The sequence below is a fragment of the Bacillus mesophilum genome, assembly GCF_008923265.1.
Classification (GTDB): Bacteria; Bacillota; Bacilli; order Bacillales; family Cytobacillaceae; genus Cytobacillus; species Cytobacillus mesophilum.
In genome coordinates this window covers 206,425-222,132 of the sequence record NZ_WBOT01000006.1, presented here as the reverse complement: position 1 = coordinate 222,132, position 15,708 = coordinate 206,425, and the positions used below count along the sequence as shown (strand labels likewise).

17 protein-coding genes and 1 riboswitch are annotated in these 15,708 nt (G+C 38.1%); of the genes, 8 read left to right on the top strand and 9 right to left on the bottom strand.

What is annotated here, in order from left to right:
* Nucleotides 1–193 precede the first annotated feature (193 nt).
* On the top strand, nt 194–1,366 hold the full coding sequence (gene yhbH / locus F7732_RS17835; RefSeq protein WP_151575452.1) for a sporulation protein YhbH: 1,173 nt from the start codon (nt 194–196) through the stop codon (nt 1,364–1,366).
* Between the two features lie 191 nt (nt 1,367–1,557).
* Nucleotides 1,558–2,061, top strand: a complete 504-nt coding sequence (locus F7732_RS17830) for a DUF421 domain-containing protein (RefSeq protein WP_151575451.1) — start codon at nt 1,558–1,560, stop codon at nt 2,059–2,061.
* A gap of 113 nt (nt 2,062–2,174) precedes the next feature.
* On the opposite strand, the gene F7732_RS17825 is transcribed toward F7732_RS17830, so the two are convergent.
* From F7732_RS17825 to F7732_RS17790, 8 genes are all read right to left on the bottom strand, one after another.
* Entirely contained in the window at nt 2,175–3,212 is a 1,038-nt protein-coding gene (locus tag F7732_RS17825) for a DUF3231 family protein (RefSeq protein WP_240056677.1), read from the bottom strand.
* Nucleotides 3,213–3,387: 175 nt separating this feature from the next.
* Nucleotides 3,388–3,666, bottom strand: coding sequence for a hypothetical protein (locus F7732_RS17820; protein WP_240056676.1), 279 nt, complete (start codon nt 3,664–3,666; stop codon nt 3,388–3,390).
* A gap of 357 nt (nt 3,667–4,023) precedes the next feature.
* A complete protein-coding gene (locus F7732_RS17815; RefSeq protein WP_338024131.1) occupies nt 4,024–4,386 on the bottom strand; it encodes a response regulator in 363 nt (120 codons plus the stop codon).
* 33 nt (nt 4,387–4,419) lie between these two features.
* A riboswitch (cyclic di-GMP riboswitch) is annotated at nt 4,420–4,506 on the bottom strand.
* A 115-nt stretch (nt 4,507–4,621) separates the two neighbouring features.
* A complete protein-coding gene (locus tag F7732_RS17810; protein ID WP_151575449.1) occupies nt 4,622–5,296 on the bottom strand; it encodes an SOS response-associated peptidase in 675 nt (224 codons plus the stop codon).
* A 58-nt stretch (nt 5,297–5,354) separates the two neighbouring features.
* Nucleotides 5,355–5,816 carry a GNAT family N-acetyltransferase gene (locus F7732_RS17805; RefSeq protein WP_151575448.1) on the bottom strand — a complete coding sequence of 154 codons (462 nt, stop codon included), beginning with the start codon at nt 5,814–5,816 and terminating at the stop codon, nt 5,355–5,357.
* A 75-nt stretch (nt 5,817–5,891) separates the two neighbouring features.
* Entirely contained in the window at nt 5,892–6,800 is a 909-nt protein-coding gene (locus tag F7732_RS17800) for an EamA family transporter (RefSeq protein WP_151575447.1), read from the bottom strand.
* A gap of 297 nt (nt 6,801–7,097) precedes the next feature.
* Nucleotides 7,098–7,541, bottom strand: coding sequence for a YrvL family regulatory protein (locus F7732_RS17795; protein ID WP_151575446.1), 444 nt, complete (start codon nt 7,539–7,541; stop codon nt 7,098–7,100).
* Between the two features lie 172 nt (nt 7,542–7,713).
* Nucleotides 7,714–7,887, bottom strand: a complete 174-nt coding sequence (locus F7732_RS17790; protein ID WP_151575445.1) for a YjfB family protein — start codon at nt 7,885–7,887, stop codon at nt 7,714–7,716.
* A 329-nt stretch (nt 7,888–8,216) separates the two neighbouring features.
* On the opposite strand from F7732_RS17790, the gene F7732_RS17785 reads away from it, so the two are divergent.
* Both F7732_RS17785 and F7732_RS17780 read left to right on the top strand, forming a co-directional pair.
* Complete coding sequence (locus F7732_RS17785; RefSeq protein ID WP_151575444.1) at nt 8,217–9,176, top strand: MBL fold metallo-hydrolase; 960 nt, start codon at nt 8,217–8,219, stop codon at nt 9,174–9,176.
* Between the two features lie 99 nt (nt 9,177–9,275).
* On the top strand, nt 9,276–9,902 hold the full coding sequence (locus tag F7732_RS17780; RefSeq protein ID WP_151575443.1) for an NUDIX hydrolase: 627 nt from the start codon (nt 9,276–9,278) through the stop codon (nt 9,900–9,902).
* A gap of 390 nt (nt 9,903–10,292) precedes the next feature.
* Here the strand turns inward: F7732_RS17780 and F7732_RS17775 are convergent, their stop codons facing one another.
* Nucleotides 10,293–10,493 carry a hypothetical protein gene (locus F7732_RS17775; RefSeq protein WP_151575442.1) on the bottom strand — a complete coding sequence of 67 codons (201 nt, stop codon included), beginning with the start codon at nt 10,491–10,493 and terminating at the stop codon, nt 10,293–10,295.
* Nucleotides 10,494–10,749: 256 nt separating this feature from the next.
* Here F7732_RS17775 and proC point away from each other — a divergent pair, with 256 nt between their 5' ends.
* From proC to F7732_RS17755, 4 genes are all read left to right on the top strand, one after another.
* Nucleotides 10,750–11,553, top strand: a complete 804-nt coding sequence (gene proC / locus F7732_RS17770) for a pyrroline-5-carboxylate reductase (protein WP_151575441.1) — start codon at nt 10,750–10,752, stop codon at nt 11,551–11,553.
* Nucleotides 11,554–11,731: 178 nt separating this feature from the next.
* Entirely contained in the window at nt 11,732–13,120 is a 1,389-nt protein-coding gene (locus F7732_RS17765; RefSeq protein ID WP_151575440.1) for an L-cystine transporter, read from the top strand.
* A gap of 755 nt (nt 13,121–13,875) precedes the next feature.
* On the top strand, nt 13,876–14,688 hold the full coding sequence (locus F7732_RS17760; protein ID WP_338024132.1) for an IclR family transcriptional regulator: 813 nt from the start codon (nt 13,876–13,878) through the stop codon (nt 14,686–14,688).
* Entirely contained in the window at nt 14,678–15,697 is a 1,020-nt protein-coding gene (locus tag F7732_RS17755; RefSeq protein ID WP_151575438.1) for a DctP family TRAP transporter solute-binding subunit, read from the top strand. Before F7732_RS17760 ends, F7732_RS17755 begins: the two co-directional genes overlap by 11 nt.
* Nucleotides 15,698–15,708: the final 11 nt, after the last annotated feature.

Genomic DNA, 15,708 nt, shown 5'->3' with positions numbered 1-15,708 from the left:
ATATGGTCAAGAATTGTTTAGATAGCTGTTATCACTGCATTCTATGGTGAAATTTCTTATTTGACACTCGGAATATAGTATGTAAGCAGAATATCAAATGTGCATAAAAAGTGAAGAAATTTTTGACGTCTTGTGCAGCAGGTTAACTAAGTGTTTGCTACATTTTCGCCAGTTTAAAAAGGAGGGATTAAACGTGAACGAGGCCAATAACCATCAGTTTGTGATTTCCCAGGAAGATTGGACCCTCCATCGCAAAGGTCATGATGATCAGCAGCGTCATCAGGATAGAGTACAGGATGCGATTCGCAATAATTTACCTGACCTGATTACCGAAGAAAATATCGTCATGTCGAATGGAAGGGAAGTTGTCAAAATCCCGATAAGATCATTGGATGAATACAAAATTCGCTATAACTATGATAAGAATAAGCATGTTGGTCAAGGTGAGGGTGAAAGCAAAATTGGTGATGTGGTTGCCCGTGATGGTTCTCAAAGACAAAAAGGTCCAGGCAAAGGCCAAGGTGCAGGAGACCAGGCGGGAGAAGATTATTTTGAGGCCGAAGTTTCCATGATGGAAATTGAAGAGGCGCTTTTTCAGCATTTAGAACTGCCTAACTTGAAGAAAAAAGAAAACCAAGAGCAGCTCGTTGAAAATATTGAATTTAATGACATCCGCAAAACGGGATTAATGGGCAATATTGATAAAAAGAGAACGATGATGACGGCGTTTAAACGAAATGCGATGGCAGGAAAAGCTTCGTTCCATCCTATTTATCAGGAAGATTTGAAGTTTAAGACATGGAATGAGGTTGTCAAACCAGAATCAAAAGCCGTTGTGCTTGCGATGATGGATACGAGCGGATCCATGGGTATTTGGGAGAAATATATGGCAAGAAGCTTCTTTTTCTGGATGACCCGTTTCCTGCGCACCAAATATGAAACAGTGGAAATCGAATTTATTGCCCACCATACAGAGGCAAAAGTGGTCTCAGAAGAAGACTTTTTCTCTAAAGGAGAAAGCGGCGGCACCATCTGCTCTTCCGTTTACCGAAAGGCACTCGAACTCATTGATGCAAAATATAACCCAGCTCAATTCAACATCTATCCATTTCACTTCTCAGATGGTGATAATCTTACCTCAGATAATGCCCGCTGCGTCAAACTCGTCGAAGAACTTATTAAAAAATCCAATATGTTCGGATATGGGGAAGTTAACCAATATAACCGACATTCCACCCTTATGTCCGCCTATAAAAATATTAAAAACGAACATTTCCGCCATTATATTTTAAAGCAAAAAGCGGATGTATTTCATGCAATGAAAGCCTTTTTCAGCAATAATGATGAGAATAAGAAGTATGCATAAACAAAACCCATAATTAATAAACCCGGCAGATCAGCGGTCTGCCGGGTTTATTATTATTTACTTTTTACCCTATTATGCAATACCTCTCTCAAAAATAGGGTACAAGGATATAAAGTAAACAAGCTGACAGTGAAGGATGTTAAACCGTCCATCTGACAAATTTTATAATTAATTATTATAAGGGTGATAGGATGTTTTTTAATGATTGGGAAACGATTGGCAGGACGATTTTAATTGGGGTTTTTGCATATGCTGGGCTGGTTCTGTTCATAAGAGTTTCAGGAAAACGGACACTTTCAAAAATGGATGCTTTCGACTTGGTTGTTACCGTTGCACTTGGTTCGACGCTGGCAACAATCCTTCTAAGTAAAGATGTATCCCTTGCAGAGGGACTCTCGGCATTCTTTATTTTAATTGTTTTGCAATATTTTCTTGCTTTTCTTTCGGTCAGATCTGGGATAGTAAGAAGCTTGATTAAGTCAGAACCAGCATTTTTATATCGAGATGATCGTTATCTTTATGATGTGATGAAAAGGAAACGGGTGCTAAAAGTAGAAATTCTCCAGGCTGCAAGGTCCAATGGTATATCTTCGATGGGGCAGGTCGAAGCCGTAGTGCTAGAAGCAGATGGAAGTATTTCCGTTATTCAAAAAACAGATAAAGCTGGAGAGTCTACGCTTGCGAATGTGAAATAGTCGAAAATCAACCCACTTGAATTCATAAATACAGCCTTCCTATATGAAATAAGAAGGCTGTTTATAAGTTGCTTTAAGAATGGAAATTCTACAGAGGGCATACGGTAATGAACTTAAGTTCGATCATAGGCTTTAGGAGGTGATTCCATCCAGCCCTGATCAATGAGAATGTTTGCACCATCATCAACAAACAATCCAACATTCATGAGGTTTCGCCCATACATTAAAGCGATATCTCTTCGTCCATTTACTGCTATAGAGTTCGCAAATGATCTTAGTTTGATTGAAAACATATCTACCTTATGAAAGAGCATGATTTTATCTGAAAAAGGCGGGTAAGCGGATGTTGTAACTAAATGATCAAGATGAGATGGTGTCTGCAGATTTTCAACATGCAATTTCTCCATGAATTGCTTTACTGATTTTTCGGTCATGTCCAACCCGCGTTTAAACAAAGCTTTAATCTTTTCATCCCTAACCACCTGATAAAATCCTAATAATAATGTTTTGCTTGTTGTGTTATTTTCAATGTTGTCATAAAGGTGAGAGATTTCTAGAGCATGAAGGGGCCGTATGTCTCCAATAAAACCTGCTAAGTAATTTTGTTTCTTAATAAAATCGTTGCTTTCTGGAATCGGAATAATAGGAGGTTTTGCTATTAATTTTTTTTCAGCTAAGACGGTATTAATTTGATCTAAAAATGCCACGGCACAATTGTTGCAATAAGTAAAAAACTGATTGATATCTTTCCTCATAATTAAAGGAATCGCAACGGCATAAATGCTCATTCCCGCTTTGGCAGCATATTTCAGATAGTGAACATAAAATGTATCATCATAAAGCCTTGGAGCACCATAGTTAACGTCCTGTTCTGAAAATCCTTTCGGGATCGGGAAATGACTTTTCTTAAAAAAATATTCAATCCGCTCCATGAAATCTGTTGTCAAAGCAATTCCATTCTCCAGCAGAATTTTAATATGTTCATCGTCACAATGGTGACGAAAATAAGTGAGGATCTGCCGAGACATACTGTTTCCTGTATAGGTAGCCCAAAGCTTCCCCATTTCAACAGCTGTTAAAGGTTCATTTTCACTTAATGATTCTGAACTTAATTGAATAGGCTTTAAAATATCCATTGGATTTAAATCCATCGTAATCCCCTTTTGTACATTTTTTGTTAGGATTACCGATGGATTTTTATTTATGCCTGTTGCTTCCTTTATCATAAAAATTTAATATACTTTTCTGTATTTGCAAACCTTAGTGCTTTTATTCTTATATATAGCAAGCAGATGTCTCTTCGAAGATTCTATTTCCTTTTACCAGTTATACTCTCAGTTTCCAAGCTGGAATCAGCGAATTGAATTTAAAAAAGTAACTCATAATGACATGAATAACCGTATATAATGCCAATGTTGTCATATAGGTGATGAGCCAGATATGAAAAGGTTCTTTCAGAAATAAGTAGAGCAGGGTCATGCCAACTGGAAATGGAACGAGTATAATTAACCAAATCGGTGCTCCAAGCTTTTCGGTTATGGAACCTAATGATACGACGGAAGCTCCAATAATAATAGCCGCTAATATCGTGATACTATTTTTCAAAAGTATGCTTCCAATAAAATATGATGAAGCAGTAAGAAAAATGGCTAGAAGAAAGTTAAAGAAATAAGTCATATAATCACCTCGAAAATAGTAATATGTAAATTTTACCATAAAAATCAAAGTTGAATTGTATCGGTTTTGTAAATTGCGATAAAAAAAGAGTCCTCTCAGACTCTTCAGGTTCTTTTTCTTTTCAGTTAAGTAACTACGGTTTTCCGACAAAGTAAGTGATATGCTGAAAACGTATATAATCATTCAAATGGTTAAATGTCAGTTGAATATGATCAATAGCCACCCCGGTTAATCCGTTTTCTATTTTCCTATTAATTGTCAACGCTTTATTCCAGAGCTAAAAACTTATTTAATCACTTTATCTAATGCTGGCAGAAGTTCGTTAAAAAAGGGCTTGACGATAAAGTCTTTTGCTCCATTTTGAAGAGCTTCAATGATTATTTTCGATTGGCCCATCGCTGAGCAAATAATTACATTTGCGCGGGAATCAATCCGTCTAATTTCTTTTAAAGCAGTCATTCCATTAATCCCATCCATTGTTAAGTCAAGCAAGACAATATCAGGTGACATCCTTTTAAATAACTTAATGGCTTCTTTTCCATTTGCAGCTTCTCCAATGACAGTGTAGCGGTCACTTGAGATTGCTTTTTTAAGCAGCTGGCGCATAAACATTGAGTCGTCAGCAATTAATACTTTATAATGCATCATTTCTCTTTACTCCTTTTTTACAAGATCAGTCATCTTGGTAACCCGGCTGCCTTAGCAAATCTATGCCTTAGGTCCGTGGCTTTGCGTCTTTTACTTTCGTAAAATTTGCCGTTATAGGTATTTTAGCACGTGATTACTATTTCGACAATTTGCGACTTTTTTCTTATTATGAATATTTGAAAAGATTTGCATTCAGTTTAAATAAAAAAAGGCGTCTTTCGACAGCCTTGAAAAATCAGCAAAGAGCATGAGTAACTTCAATGGTATTATTCTTAGGAGAGTTTACTTTATCCGAAACTTCAAAAGCATCCATGTGGTTTTCATCAAAGGGGACAAGGAGTTTGTTTAGTTCACTGGTATTCCTGTTGTTTGGGTTTAGCCATGTTTTTTCATCCTCAGGATTAAGGATCACAGGCATGCGTTCATGAATCTCTCTCATAAACGGGTTGGAGGCTGTTGTAATAATTGTGCATGAATAAACGGGTGCTCCTTCAGCAGAAATCCAGCGTTCCCAGAGGCCGCACATGCCAAAGAGGGTATCTGATTTTAATTTTATTCTCATCGGTACTTTTGTTGTGCTCGTTTTTTTCCATTCATAAAAGGAATCAGCAATAATGAGGCAGCGGCGCTTTTCATAAGCAGCTCGAAAGCTTTGTTTCTCTGTCAGGGTTTCTCCGCGGGCGTTCGTCATTTTATTGCCGATTTTCGAATTTTTTGCCCAGGGAGGAATAAGACCCCATTTTAAATAGCCCAGCCGATTTTTCTCTCCGTCGTTAATGACAGCCAGCACTTCCTGAGATGGCGCAATATTATAGCTGCGTATGTATTGTTCTTCATCAATGGCCGCTTCGATATCAAAGCGATCGATTATTTCCTCATAATCAGTAAATAAGGTGAATCTTCCGCACATCTATTTCCACACTCCTGGTCTTTAAATAGAATAGCTACATTTGTTTACGGATGCTTTTTTATTTAGGATAATAAATCAAAGGTTCCGTAAGAACTTCATACCCACTTCTTTTGTAAAATTCGATGGCTTCATCACTTGGCCAAACAAGAACAAATTCATATTTGTTTTCCTTGGTCCAATCATGGATAACATGTAAAAGTTTGCTGCCAATCCCCTTTTGCCGATATTCTGGAAGTGTATATACATTCGTCATGTAGGCGAAAGGGTAAGTGATTCTCCCTGGACGGGGAACCTTGTGGATGCATTCAATATAAATATGAGAAAGAATTTTTCCCTGCTCCTCTGCAATCCAAATAAACCACTGCTGATTGAGGAGTGCTCTTTCTAAAAAGGAGCGGCATTCAGTCTCAAATTCCTGGAAGGATGTACTTTTTTTGCTTTCATCATGTTCAATAGTGAAGTCCCATCTCATTTGAATTAACTGTTGGATATCGTCTGCTTCAGCAAGTCTGATTTGCATTGTATTCTCCTTTCTCATTGAAAAAATAATTCTACGAACTTGGATGAATCTCCTTTAAAAAAACAGCCAAGGTTATCAACCCTGGCTGTTTAGTTCATATGGCTGTATGATTTTGGGCTGTATACTGCTTTTATTGCCGATCATAATTCCGGCTAAGATGATTAATACACCCGTCCATTGCAGGACACCGACATGTTCTGATAAGACGGCTGCAGATAATACAACAGCAACGGGCAGTTCTGATGCCGTTAAAATAGTTCCCAGACCTGGTCCTACATGCGGCATGCCAATAGAAAATAGCAGCGGCGGCAGTACGACCCCAAATATGCCTAGTAAAAGTCCATATGGAGCTAAACTGAACAAAACGGGTGCATCAAATAAAAAGAGCGGTGGAAATAAAATAAATACGGTAATCATGCTGCCTGTCGCCAATAAAGCACTTTTCTGAATGGCAGGCAATTCCTTACCTACAACTCCGCTAAGAAAGATGAATAATGAGAATGTCACGGCAGATAACAGTCCCCACATGGCGCCTTCCCCTGAAATAGACTGAATGTTACCTGAGATTAGTCCAGCAGCCAAAAGCGATCCTGCAAGCAAAATAATGATAGATATAACTTTTAATTTTGAAGGTTTCCGTTTATAAACGACCCATTCAATTAATGTGCCAATCCAGATAAATTGGAATAAGAAAATAATAGCGAGTGAAGCGTTAACTGTCTGAAGGCATTGATAATAAAAAACGCCTGTCAATCCGGTCGGTATGCCAGCCCCCAGGATTTTACCTGCTTGAAGCATGGTGATTTTTATTTTTTTTGCAAATAACGCGATAGACCAGATGATGACTGTGCCACAGAATACTTGGCTCCCAGACACTTGCGGCATCGTAAAGCCTGCTGCATAGGCAAGTTTAACAAATGTAGACAGGATACCGAAGCTGCAGCCTCCCAGGAAAACGAGTAAAGCATAATGCCAGCTTTTCATATAAATCTCCTTCTTTCCAGTAAAATAAAAAAGCCACACAATTGCCCAAATAGACAATTGTGTGGCGAAAAGTAGAGTAGCCTCTAGAAAAATCCACATACAAAAAATTTTAGTATGAAATTACCGTTAAAAATCATAGCGCAATTTAAACATTAATTCAAGTGGTTATGAACTTTTTTATACTTAGAAAGTATAAAAAGGAACACAGAGGAAAGGATCAACGCAAACGTTGATTTTAGTAAATGTAGCAAACCGTCTGTCTGTTTCCTTTTATGACTTGCCAATCGGCAAGTTTTTTTAATCATCAAGACTATCAAGTGCCATTTCAATAATGGAAATAATTAGTGCGAGGATTATTCCAGTCACAGCAGCAATTTCAATAGAATCCATTAGTAAATTGATAGCAGAAATGATCGCCCAGTTGATTAGAAAGGAAAAAAGAAGCATACCTGCACTAAACGAAAATTTCGCCGTTATTCCTGCTGCTTTCAATAAAATATTAAAAGCCTTTAGCACGATATCACCAATAATGCCAAGCAGAAAATAAAAGAGAACGAAAAGGAAAAGGGAAAAAAGGGATTCATAATGAATACCCAGGATATTAAACAGCCCTAATATACCAAAATAATAACCAGCGACCACAAAACCAACGGCACCAAGCAATAATAAGCTCATTGTAACGATAATAAAAAACTTCGTAGATTTTGATTCTTCTTTAAAAGGGCGGTTTGGCTCTGACATCGAAACATCCTTTTTGTTAAGATAATATTTTTAAATAATATACGGAAAAAGATGTGATTAAGTTTCATTAGTCAAAAATAGTTGTTCGTTCAGCTGATCCTCATTTTAGTGATCGAAATAATCTATCCAAATAAAAACCATTCAACCCAGCGATTGAATGGCCAAAAAACTCTTATGCTTTTACGTCGATTGTGCCGCCGAGATTTGGATGCGGGGCTTCAATCATTTTCAGCAGTTGGGTACTATTGCCCTCAGCTGTGTCTAAGGCCTTTTTGGTTAAGAGAATGCCTGCTGACTGGGATGCGGATGATTGACTTAAGGCTATAGATAATGCTGCGATATCCAAAATTTTCACCCCTTTCTCTTGTATCGGAAAGGGAGAAGAAAAATGAAGAAAAAATGCAAAAAAAAGCACAGAGCCGAAATGACTCTGTGAATAGGAATAAGATCAATGGCTTACCAACCAAATCTTATACGTAAACTATACTAGAAAAAGCGACAAATTTCTACTGGTAATTGTCGGTATTTGTCGTATTGTGTCGAAATGTGAAATATTATTGATAACTCTAACTCCACTTACTTTTATTTACCCAGAATCAGATGGTTTTATTACAGGAAAATACTGCTATATAATGAAGGAAATGAAGAGGTTTTAAACTGAAGGAGGAGTCATAATTGGAACAGCGTTCAGCAGATTTAGGCAAGGGAGTTTATATAATAGACTTAAATGATTTAGATCAGTGGGGTAGAACAGGAGCATACGTGTTAACTGGAGGTGACATCACGATAATTGAAACAAGTGCAAGTCCTTCCATCCCATATTTACAGCAGGGGTTAAACGAATTAGGGATTCGGTTAGAAAATGTGAAAAATATCATTGTAACACATATTCATTTAGATCACGCCGGTGGTACTGGTCTCTTTTTGAAGAACTGCCCAAATGCCACGGTATATGTGCATCCGCGCGGCAAGCGCCATTTAGCTGACCCCAAACGCTTAATTATGGGAGCAAAGGCGGTCTATGGTGATGACTTTGATCGCCTTTTCGATCCGATTGTACCAATTGATGAACAAAGGCTGATCAGTAAAAACGATGGAGAAACATTGGATATTGGCAGCGGCAGAACCCTGACGTTCTACGATACACCTGGACATGCAAAGCACCATTTTTCCATTCACGATTCTCTCAGTAATGGAATTTTCACTGGAGATACAATTGGTGTATGTTACCCGCAGCTTTTGAAAAAAGGGTTGGAGCTTTATTTGCCATCAACATCGCCAAGCCAATTTAATGAGGAAGATATGCTGCGTTCTGCTGAGCGCTTGCAGGCACTTAAACCAGAACGAATTTATTTTGGTCACTATAGCATGACAGAAAATCCGCAAAATGTATTCCAGCAAATTGCTTATTGGCTGCCGCAGTTTATGGAATTAGGGAAAAGGGTAATAATCGAAAATCCTGAAGCGGATCTTCAAGCAAAAACAGTTCTTCTATCTGAAAAAATGCTAGAGCTCGTTACGGATGAAATCGCAGAAAAAGCGGTTTCAATACAATCTGAGGTTCTTCATTTGTTAAAATTAGATATGAATGTCAGCGCAATGGGAATCATTGAACGATTGAGTAAGGCACAATAGCAGCTAACTGCGAACAGATAAATGGCTACTGTAAGGAAAGTATGACTATACTTAAGAAATATCCAATAATGCAGGTACTCCACTCGCGGAGGTGAGATAATGGAAATGAATGATATACTAAATCATTTGCGAGAAAGAACGCCTGTTATTCTTGGCAGTGATAAATTCTATAAATATTCCGTTCTGCTGCCACTAGTGAAAAAAGAGGATGGTTTGCATATTTTATTTGAGGTGCGCTCATTAAAAATGAGAAGACAGCCTGGGGAAATTTGTTTTCCGGGCGGCAGAGCTGATTCTACTGATCGAGATGAGGCTCACACAGCCATGCGTGAAACCTCCGAAGAGCTGGGGATCAAGGAAAGCTCGATCAATAATATTTTTCCGCTGGATTATATGATTTCTCCTTTTGGTACTATTATTTACCCTTATGCAGGTTTTATTGATCTTACTTCAACTGTCTTAAAACCTAACCAGCTTGAGGTGGAAGAGGTCTTTACAGTTCCCTTGCAGAAACTGCAGGAGCTAAAGCCGAAGGTATATAAGGTGAATTTCCGGGTGGAGCCAGAAGCCAGCTTTCCGTTCTCTTCCATAGCAGGTGGAGAAAACTATGACTGGCAAACACGGGCTATGGATGAGTATTTCTATTATTGGGACGATAAAGTGATTTGGGGATTAACGGCGAGAATTCTGCACCATTTTCTGGAGATCATTCAGGAGAGGGGATAGAGATATGCTTCCCCCTAGAATTGAGTTAGGGCGTAACTAATGAGGAAACTTCTCCTCATAAATAAACGGAGAAATTCCGGTTAAATGCAGAATGGAGCTCATTTTGGGGTAAATAAGAGGAGATTTTCCGGCTATGCTTAGAAAAAAACATTATTTTCATACAAATTGAGGAAAAAGTCGGAATTTCTCCTTCTATTTTTGCTGTTTTCAGTGCTTTTTCTCAAATAAGGGAAATTTCTACGCTTATTAATCGTCAAAGGCTAATCAAACAGCACCAATGAAAAAAAGGCTTAGTAAAGTCTCTAAGCCTTTTGATTATGCAATTTTTTAAACATCTTGAGAGCTGACTGTGATGTACCGTTCAGTACCTCACAAGTAAATCTGTTAGTCTTATTGAGAAGGTGTTTTTGTCTGCTGTGCTTGAAGAATTGAATCGTTTAATAAATCCTTCATTTGTACGGTTACAATTTTAGCGCCGACTTGGACGTGGACCATGTTATCAAAAACAGCAGTCACTAACCCATTTAATGATACATTAGTTCCAATGTTTACATTTTTCTTTTCGGATTTATTTAATTTGCTGTTTGTCATCATCGCACCATCCATTCTATGAGTTTATAAAGTAAGGGTAATATAAATAACAGCAATATTCTTATACAAGAAATATTTCCTGTTTATAGTAAAATAAACTTATATTTTAAAAAAGTCCAGCTAACTGCCTGTTTTTTTTATCGACAATTTTTTGACAAAACAGTATAAAATAAAGATCCTTAAAACACTATATGTAGAAGCTTTATACAATTTGCTGAAAGATGTTTGAAAGTGAAAGCTGAGGGGGAGATTTTAAATGAGTAAAGTAATTGGTTTTATCGGATGCGGTAAAATGGCACAGGCCATAATAGGGGGAATTCTGTCAGCTGACGGTGCTGATCACAAACAAATCCTGTTTAGTGCAAAATCCCATAAGACAAAAGAGCATGTACAAGAGACTTATAGGATTATGGCGAAGAAGAACAAAGAAGTTGCAGCACATTCAGACACTCTATTTCTTGCCATCAAGCCCGATTTGCATGGAAGTATTATTGAAGAAGTGAAGGATGTCATTCGACCTGGAACCATCATTGTGACAATGGCTGCAGGAATTACATTGCCTTATATACAAGAAGCATTTGGATTTAACGTAAAGGCAATACGTACTATGCCAAACACACCATCTATGGTTGGAGAAGGAATGACAGCAATGACGCGCAATGAATATGTAAATGATGATGAAGCTGAAGAAGTGAAAAAGCTGCTTTCTTCATTTGGCAAGGTGGAAGAAATAGAAGAAAACCTAATGGACACGGTACCTGCAATCAGCGGTTCTTCTCCAGCTTATGTTTATATGTTCATTGAAGCACTCGCTGATGGCGGTGTAAGAGCCGGTTTGCCTAGAGACCAGTCTTATAAAATGGCAGCACAGGCTGTTCTTGGTGCAGCAAAAATGGTATTGGAAACAGGAATGCATCCGGGCCAGTTAAAAGATCAGGTTTGTACCCCAGGAGGAGCAACGATTGAAGCAGTAGCAGAACTCGAGCAGAATGGATTCAAAGGGGCTGTGCTATCTGCTATGGAAGCATGTATGAATAAGACAAAAGGAATGTCAGAATAAAAGGAGAATGTATTTGCATTTCAGCTAATACAATACAGTAAAGTTGGGTTTATAGCGAATTTGTCCAGTTTTTCAGGCTGACTGATTTGCTCATTCTTATAATTCCGACTTGACTGATCAGATTACATGTTTTATAGTTAATCAGTATTTGAGGTACATATTAATAGGAGGTGTGAAGATGGAGACAGGTTTATTAATTTTGAATATTGCTATTATGCTATTGCTTATTTTCGCTTTATTTTACATGCAAAAGAAACATGTTTCTTTCTCAAAGAGAGTTTTTACCGCTTTAGGTTTAGGAATTCTGTTTGGTTTTATTTTGCAATTCGCCTATGGAGCAGGTTCAGATATTATTGCTCAAAGTGCAGACTGGTTTAATATTGTCGGGAATGGCTATGTAAAATTCCTGCAGATGATTGTTATGCCGCTTGTATTTATCTCCATTTTGGCTGCTTTTACTAAATTAAAACTGACCAATAACATAGGGAAAATCAGTGTGCTGATCCTTGGATTGCTTGTTGGAACTACAGCAGTTGCTGCAGCAGTCGGCATTGGATCTGCTTTTGGATTCGGACTTGAAGCTGGTCAAATTACAGCAGGTGAAGCTGAGACAGCACGCGGAACGATGCTGGAAGAACGTTCAGTGGAAATGGAAGGAAATACTCTTCCGCAGCAGATTCTAGAATTGCTTCCGGCTAATCCGTTTTCTGATTTAACTGGAGCAAGATCCACTTCAACAATTGGTGTTGTTATCTTTGCAGCTTTTTTAGGAATTGCTTATTTAGGAGTTAGAAGAAAAACACCTGAGCATGCAGAGTTATTTGCTAAGATTGTAGATGCGTTCTATGCGGTAATTATGCGAGTAGTTACGCTGATTCTCCGATTAACTCCATATGGCGTGCTTGCGATTATGACTAGAACGGTTGCAACAAGTAACTTTGATGCCATTCTCAGTCTCGGTAAGTTTGTGATTGCTTCATATGTTGCTTTAGCGGTTATGTTTATTATTCACTTATTGTTAATCACGTTTGCGGGCTTAAACCCATTGACTTATCTAAAGAAGGCATTCCCAGTTTTAACATTTGCGTTTACTTCTAGAACAAGTGCTGGTGCACTTCCATTAAACATTAAAACTCAAAAATCTTTAGGTGTTTCTGAAGGTGTCGCCAACTTTGCCGGCTCATTTGGATTATCAATCGGCCAAAATGGCTGTGCTGGAATTTACCCAGCGATGCTTGCCATAATGATTGCGCCAACAGTTGGAATCGATCCATTTACACCTGGATTTATTTTTACAGTCATTCTGATCGTGGCACTATGTTCGTTTGGTGTAGCGGGCGTCGGCGGCGGAGCAACATTCGCAGCTATCCTCGTTCTTTCAGCACTTGACTTGCCTGTTGCTTTAGCGGGTCTTCTAATTTCCGTTGAGCCTCTTATCGACATGGGCCGTACAGCTGTCAACGTAAGCGGGTCAATGACATCAGGTATTCTTACAAGCCGAATTACTGGTGACATTGACAGCAGCACATACAACGATATGAATGCTAAAATTGAAGCAGAAGCATAAGAATCAAAAAACGTCCCAGCCTAATTTGGGGCGTTTTTTTACGGGTGTTTTCAAATACTATAATTAGCAGCACTGGAAGGAAATTATAATTTCGCACATAGGCTTGCAATCAGCAAGCTATTTCTAACATTTTGGCACACACGCCAAAATGTTTTTTTATTTTAGCAGCATTTGAGAAACAAAGAGTTACAATTTTTAGACTCATTTTATGTTTTTGAGACTGCTATAAATATCTTATTTTTAATAAAATTTTAAGTTTTTCTATTTATTCCTATAATAATTATTGTAACTGTGAGGATGTTTTATTGTATGCGCATAAAAGTAATGTCGAAATATCTGATCAGTAAAATCGCTTGCTCTGATTTATTTCAATGTGTCTATGTTTTTATCTTGTATTCTCTAAATTACCTTTTAAAACGCGTGGAATGAAGCGGAGGGCACTCGACTCCGGAGGGCAATAGAGGAAAGGCTGAGACCCCGCAGGAGCGGCAGCGACGAGGAGGCTCAGCTTCCTCCCCCCGGAAAGCGAGTGTCCGCAGCGCAATGGAACAAATCTCTTCTTACTGCTCAGCTAGTTATTAACATCGTGAACTCGAAATTAGTTGTAAGGCTCACATTTACTGTCGATAATAGAACATTCCAAATCACTTTTCTAAAATAATAAGAATAGTTACTATATTTAAAAAATATTGACTATTTTGTGAACTTGAAAATATAATGAAAACGAAACTTGAGTTTCATTTTTTGAACAGAAAATCACTTTACGCATTTCAGGAGAGGGGGAGCGAAAGATCGAGCAAAATATCAAAGCGGTTGAAAAGGCATTTCAGCTGCTCGAACTCATTGTTGAACATCCACGAAGTTTTATGGACCTAATTACCCTAATGAAAAGCAACAAAGCAACCATCCACCGTTATGTTTCCACCTTAGAATCACTTCAGTACATCGAAAAAAATGAAAACGATGAATATCAAATTTCTTACAAATTCCAAACGTTAGGCACCAAAGTATTTTTCGAACTAAAACTGTTTGATATGGTCAAACACCATTTGGAAGAACTTTCGGTCAAAGTAAATGAAAGCGCTATTATTTCTACTTATCGCCATGATACGGTCTTTTATTTAGGCAAAGTTGAAAGCCCGTCCGCCCTGCGCATTGTAGTGGATTCAGGGAAAACGGCACCGTTCTATTGTGTAGCGAGCGGCAAGCTTTATTTATCCCATTTAAGTGAAATGGAACTGGAAGATTACTTGTTGAGGCAAAAGCTAACGAAAATAACAGACAATACGATTACAGACCAAAACGTATTCCGAGAAGAAATCAGGAAAATCAGAAGCCAAGGCTATGCGGTGGATCATGAAGAATGGGAGGAATATTTACGGGGAATTGCTGTCCCAATTTATGATCACACCGGAAAAATTGTTGCATCTTTGTCTATCGCGGGGGTTTCTTATCGATTCACTCCGGATAAAGTGGAGTTTGCTGTATCAGAATCGTTAATAGTAGCAGGCAAGATTTCCAATCTATTAGGCTATAAAACAAGGAGGAGTATCGTAAATGAAAAATAAAAAGAGGTTTTTATTTATTTTTGTAAGCGTTATCTTTTCGCTGATTTTAAGCGGCTGCGGTAGTGAATCAAGTGCAGGCAGCAGTGATGATAAGCATAACTTAAAAATGTCCGTGACGGTAAGTGACAGCTCTACCTGGTATAAGGCGGCTGAAAAGTTTGCTGAGGAAGTAGAAGCTGAGACAGATGGCCGCATTACCATTGACATATTTGCAAATGAACAGCTTTCAGGCGGAGATTCCGGTAAGGCGGTAGAGTCATTGGCAAAGGGAACAATTGATTTAACTTACAATTCAACAATCATCTATTCAATCCTGAATGAAAAGCTTGGCGTATTAAGTGCACCATTTTTATTCAGTGATTTAGAAGAAGTGGATGAGAAGCTAAACGGACCTGGCGGTGAAGAAATTAAAAAGATTCTTAGAGATTTCGGAGTAGAGCCTTTGGGCTTTGGGCAAAACGGTTTCCGTCAATTAACTAACAGCACAAAGGAAATTACTTCTCCAGATGATTTAGCAGGATTAAAAGTTAGAATTCCCGGAATTAAAATGTACACAGATTTATGGACTGAGTTTGGCGCTAACCCTTCTACGATGACATTCTCTGAAGTCTTTACTTCCCTGCAGTCTGGAACGATTGATGGACAGGAAAATCCAATTGACGTTATTCATTCATCAAAGCTGAATGAAGTACAGGATTATATGACAATGTGGAACTATTCTTACGATCCGCTGGTTCTTGGAATGAATAAAAAATTATTTGATTCTTTAAGTGAAAGTGATCAGGAGATTATTCAGACAGCAGCAGCTAATGCGAACGAGTTTCAGATTGCTGAAGCTAGAAAGCTTGAGGAAGAGCAAATTAAAAGTTTAGAAGAAGCTGGAATGCAATTGTATTACCCATCAGAGGAAGAAATGAATGAGTTTAAAGATGCATCTCAGCCAATTTATGACAAATATGAGTCTATCTGGGGAGAGGATCTTTTGAAAGCCTTCCAGGAAAATCAATAGAAGGATGTGTT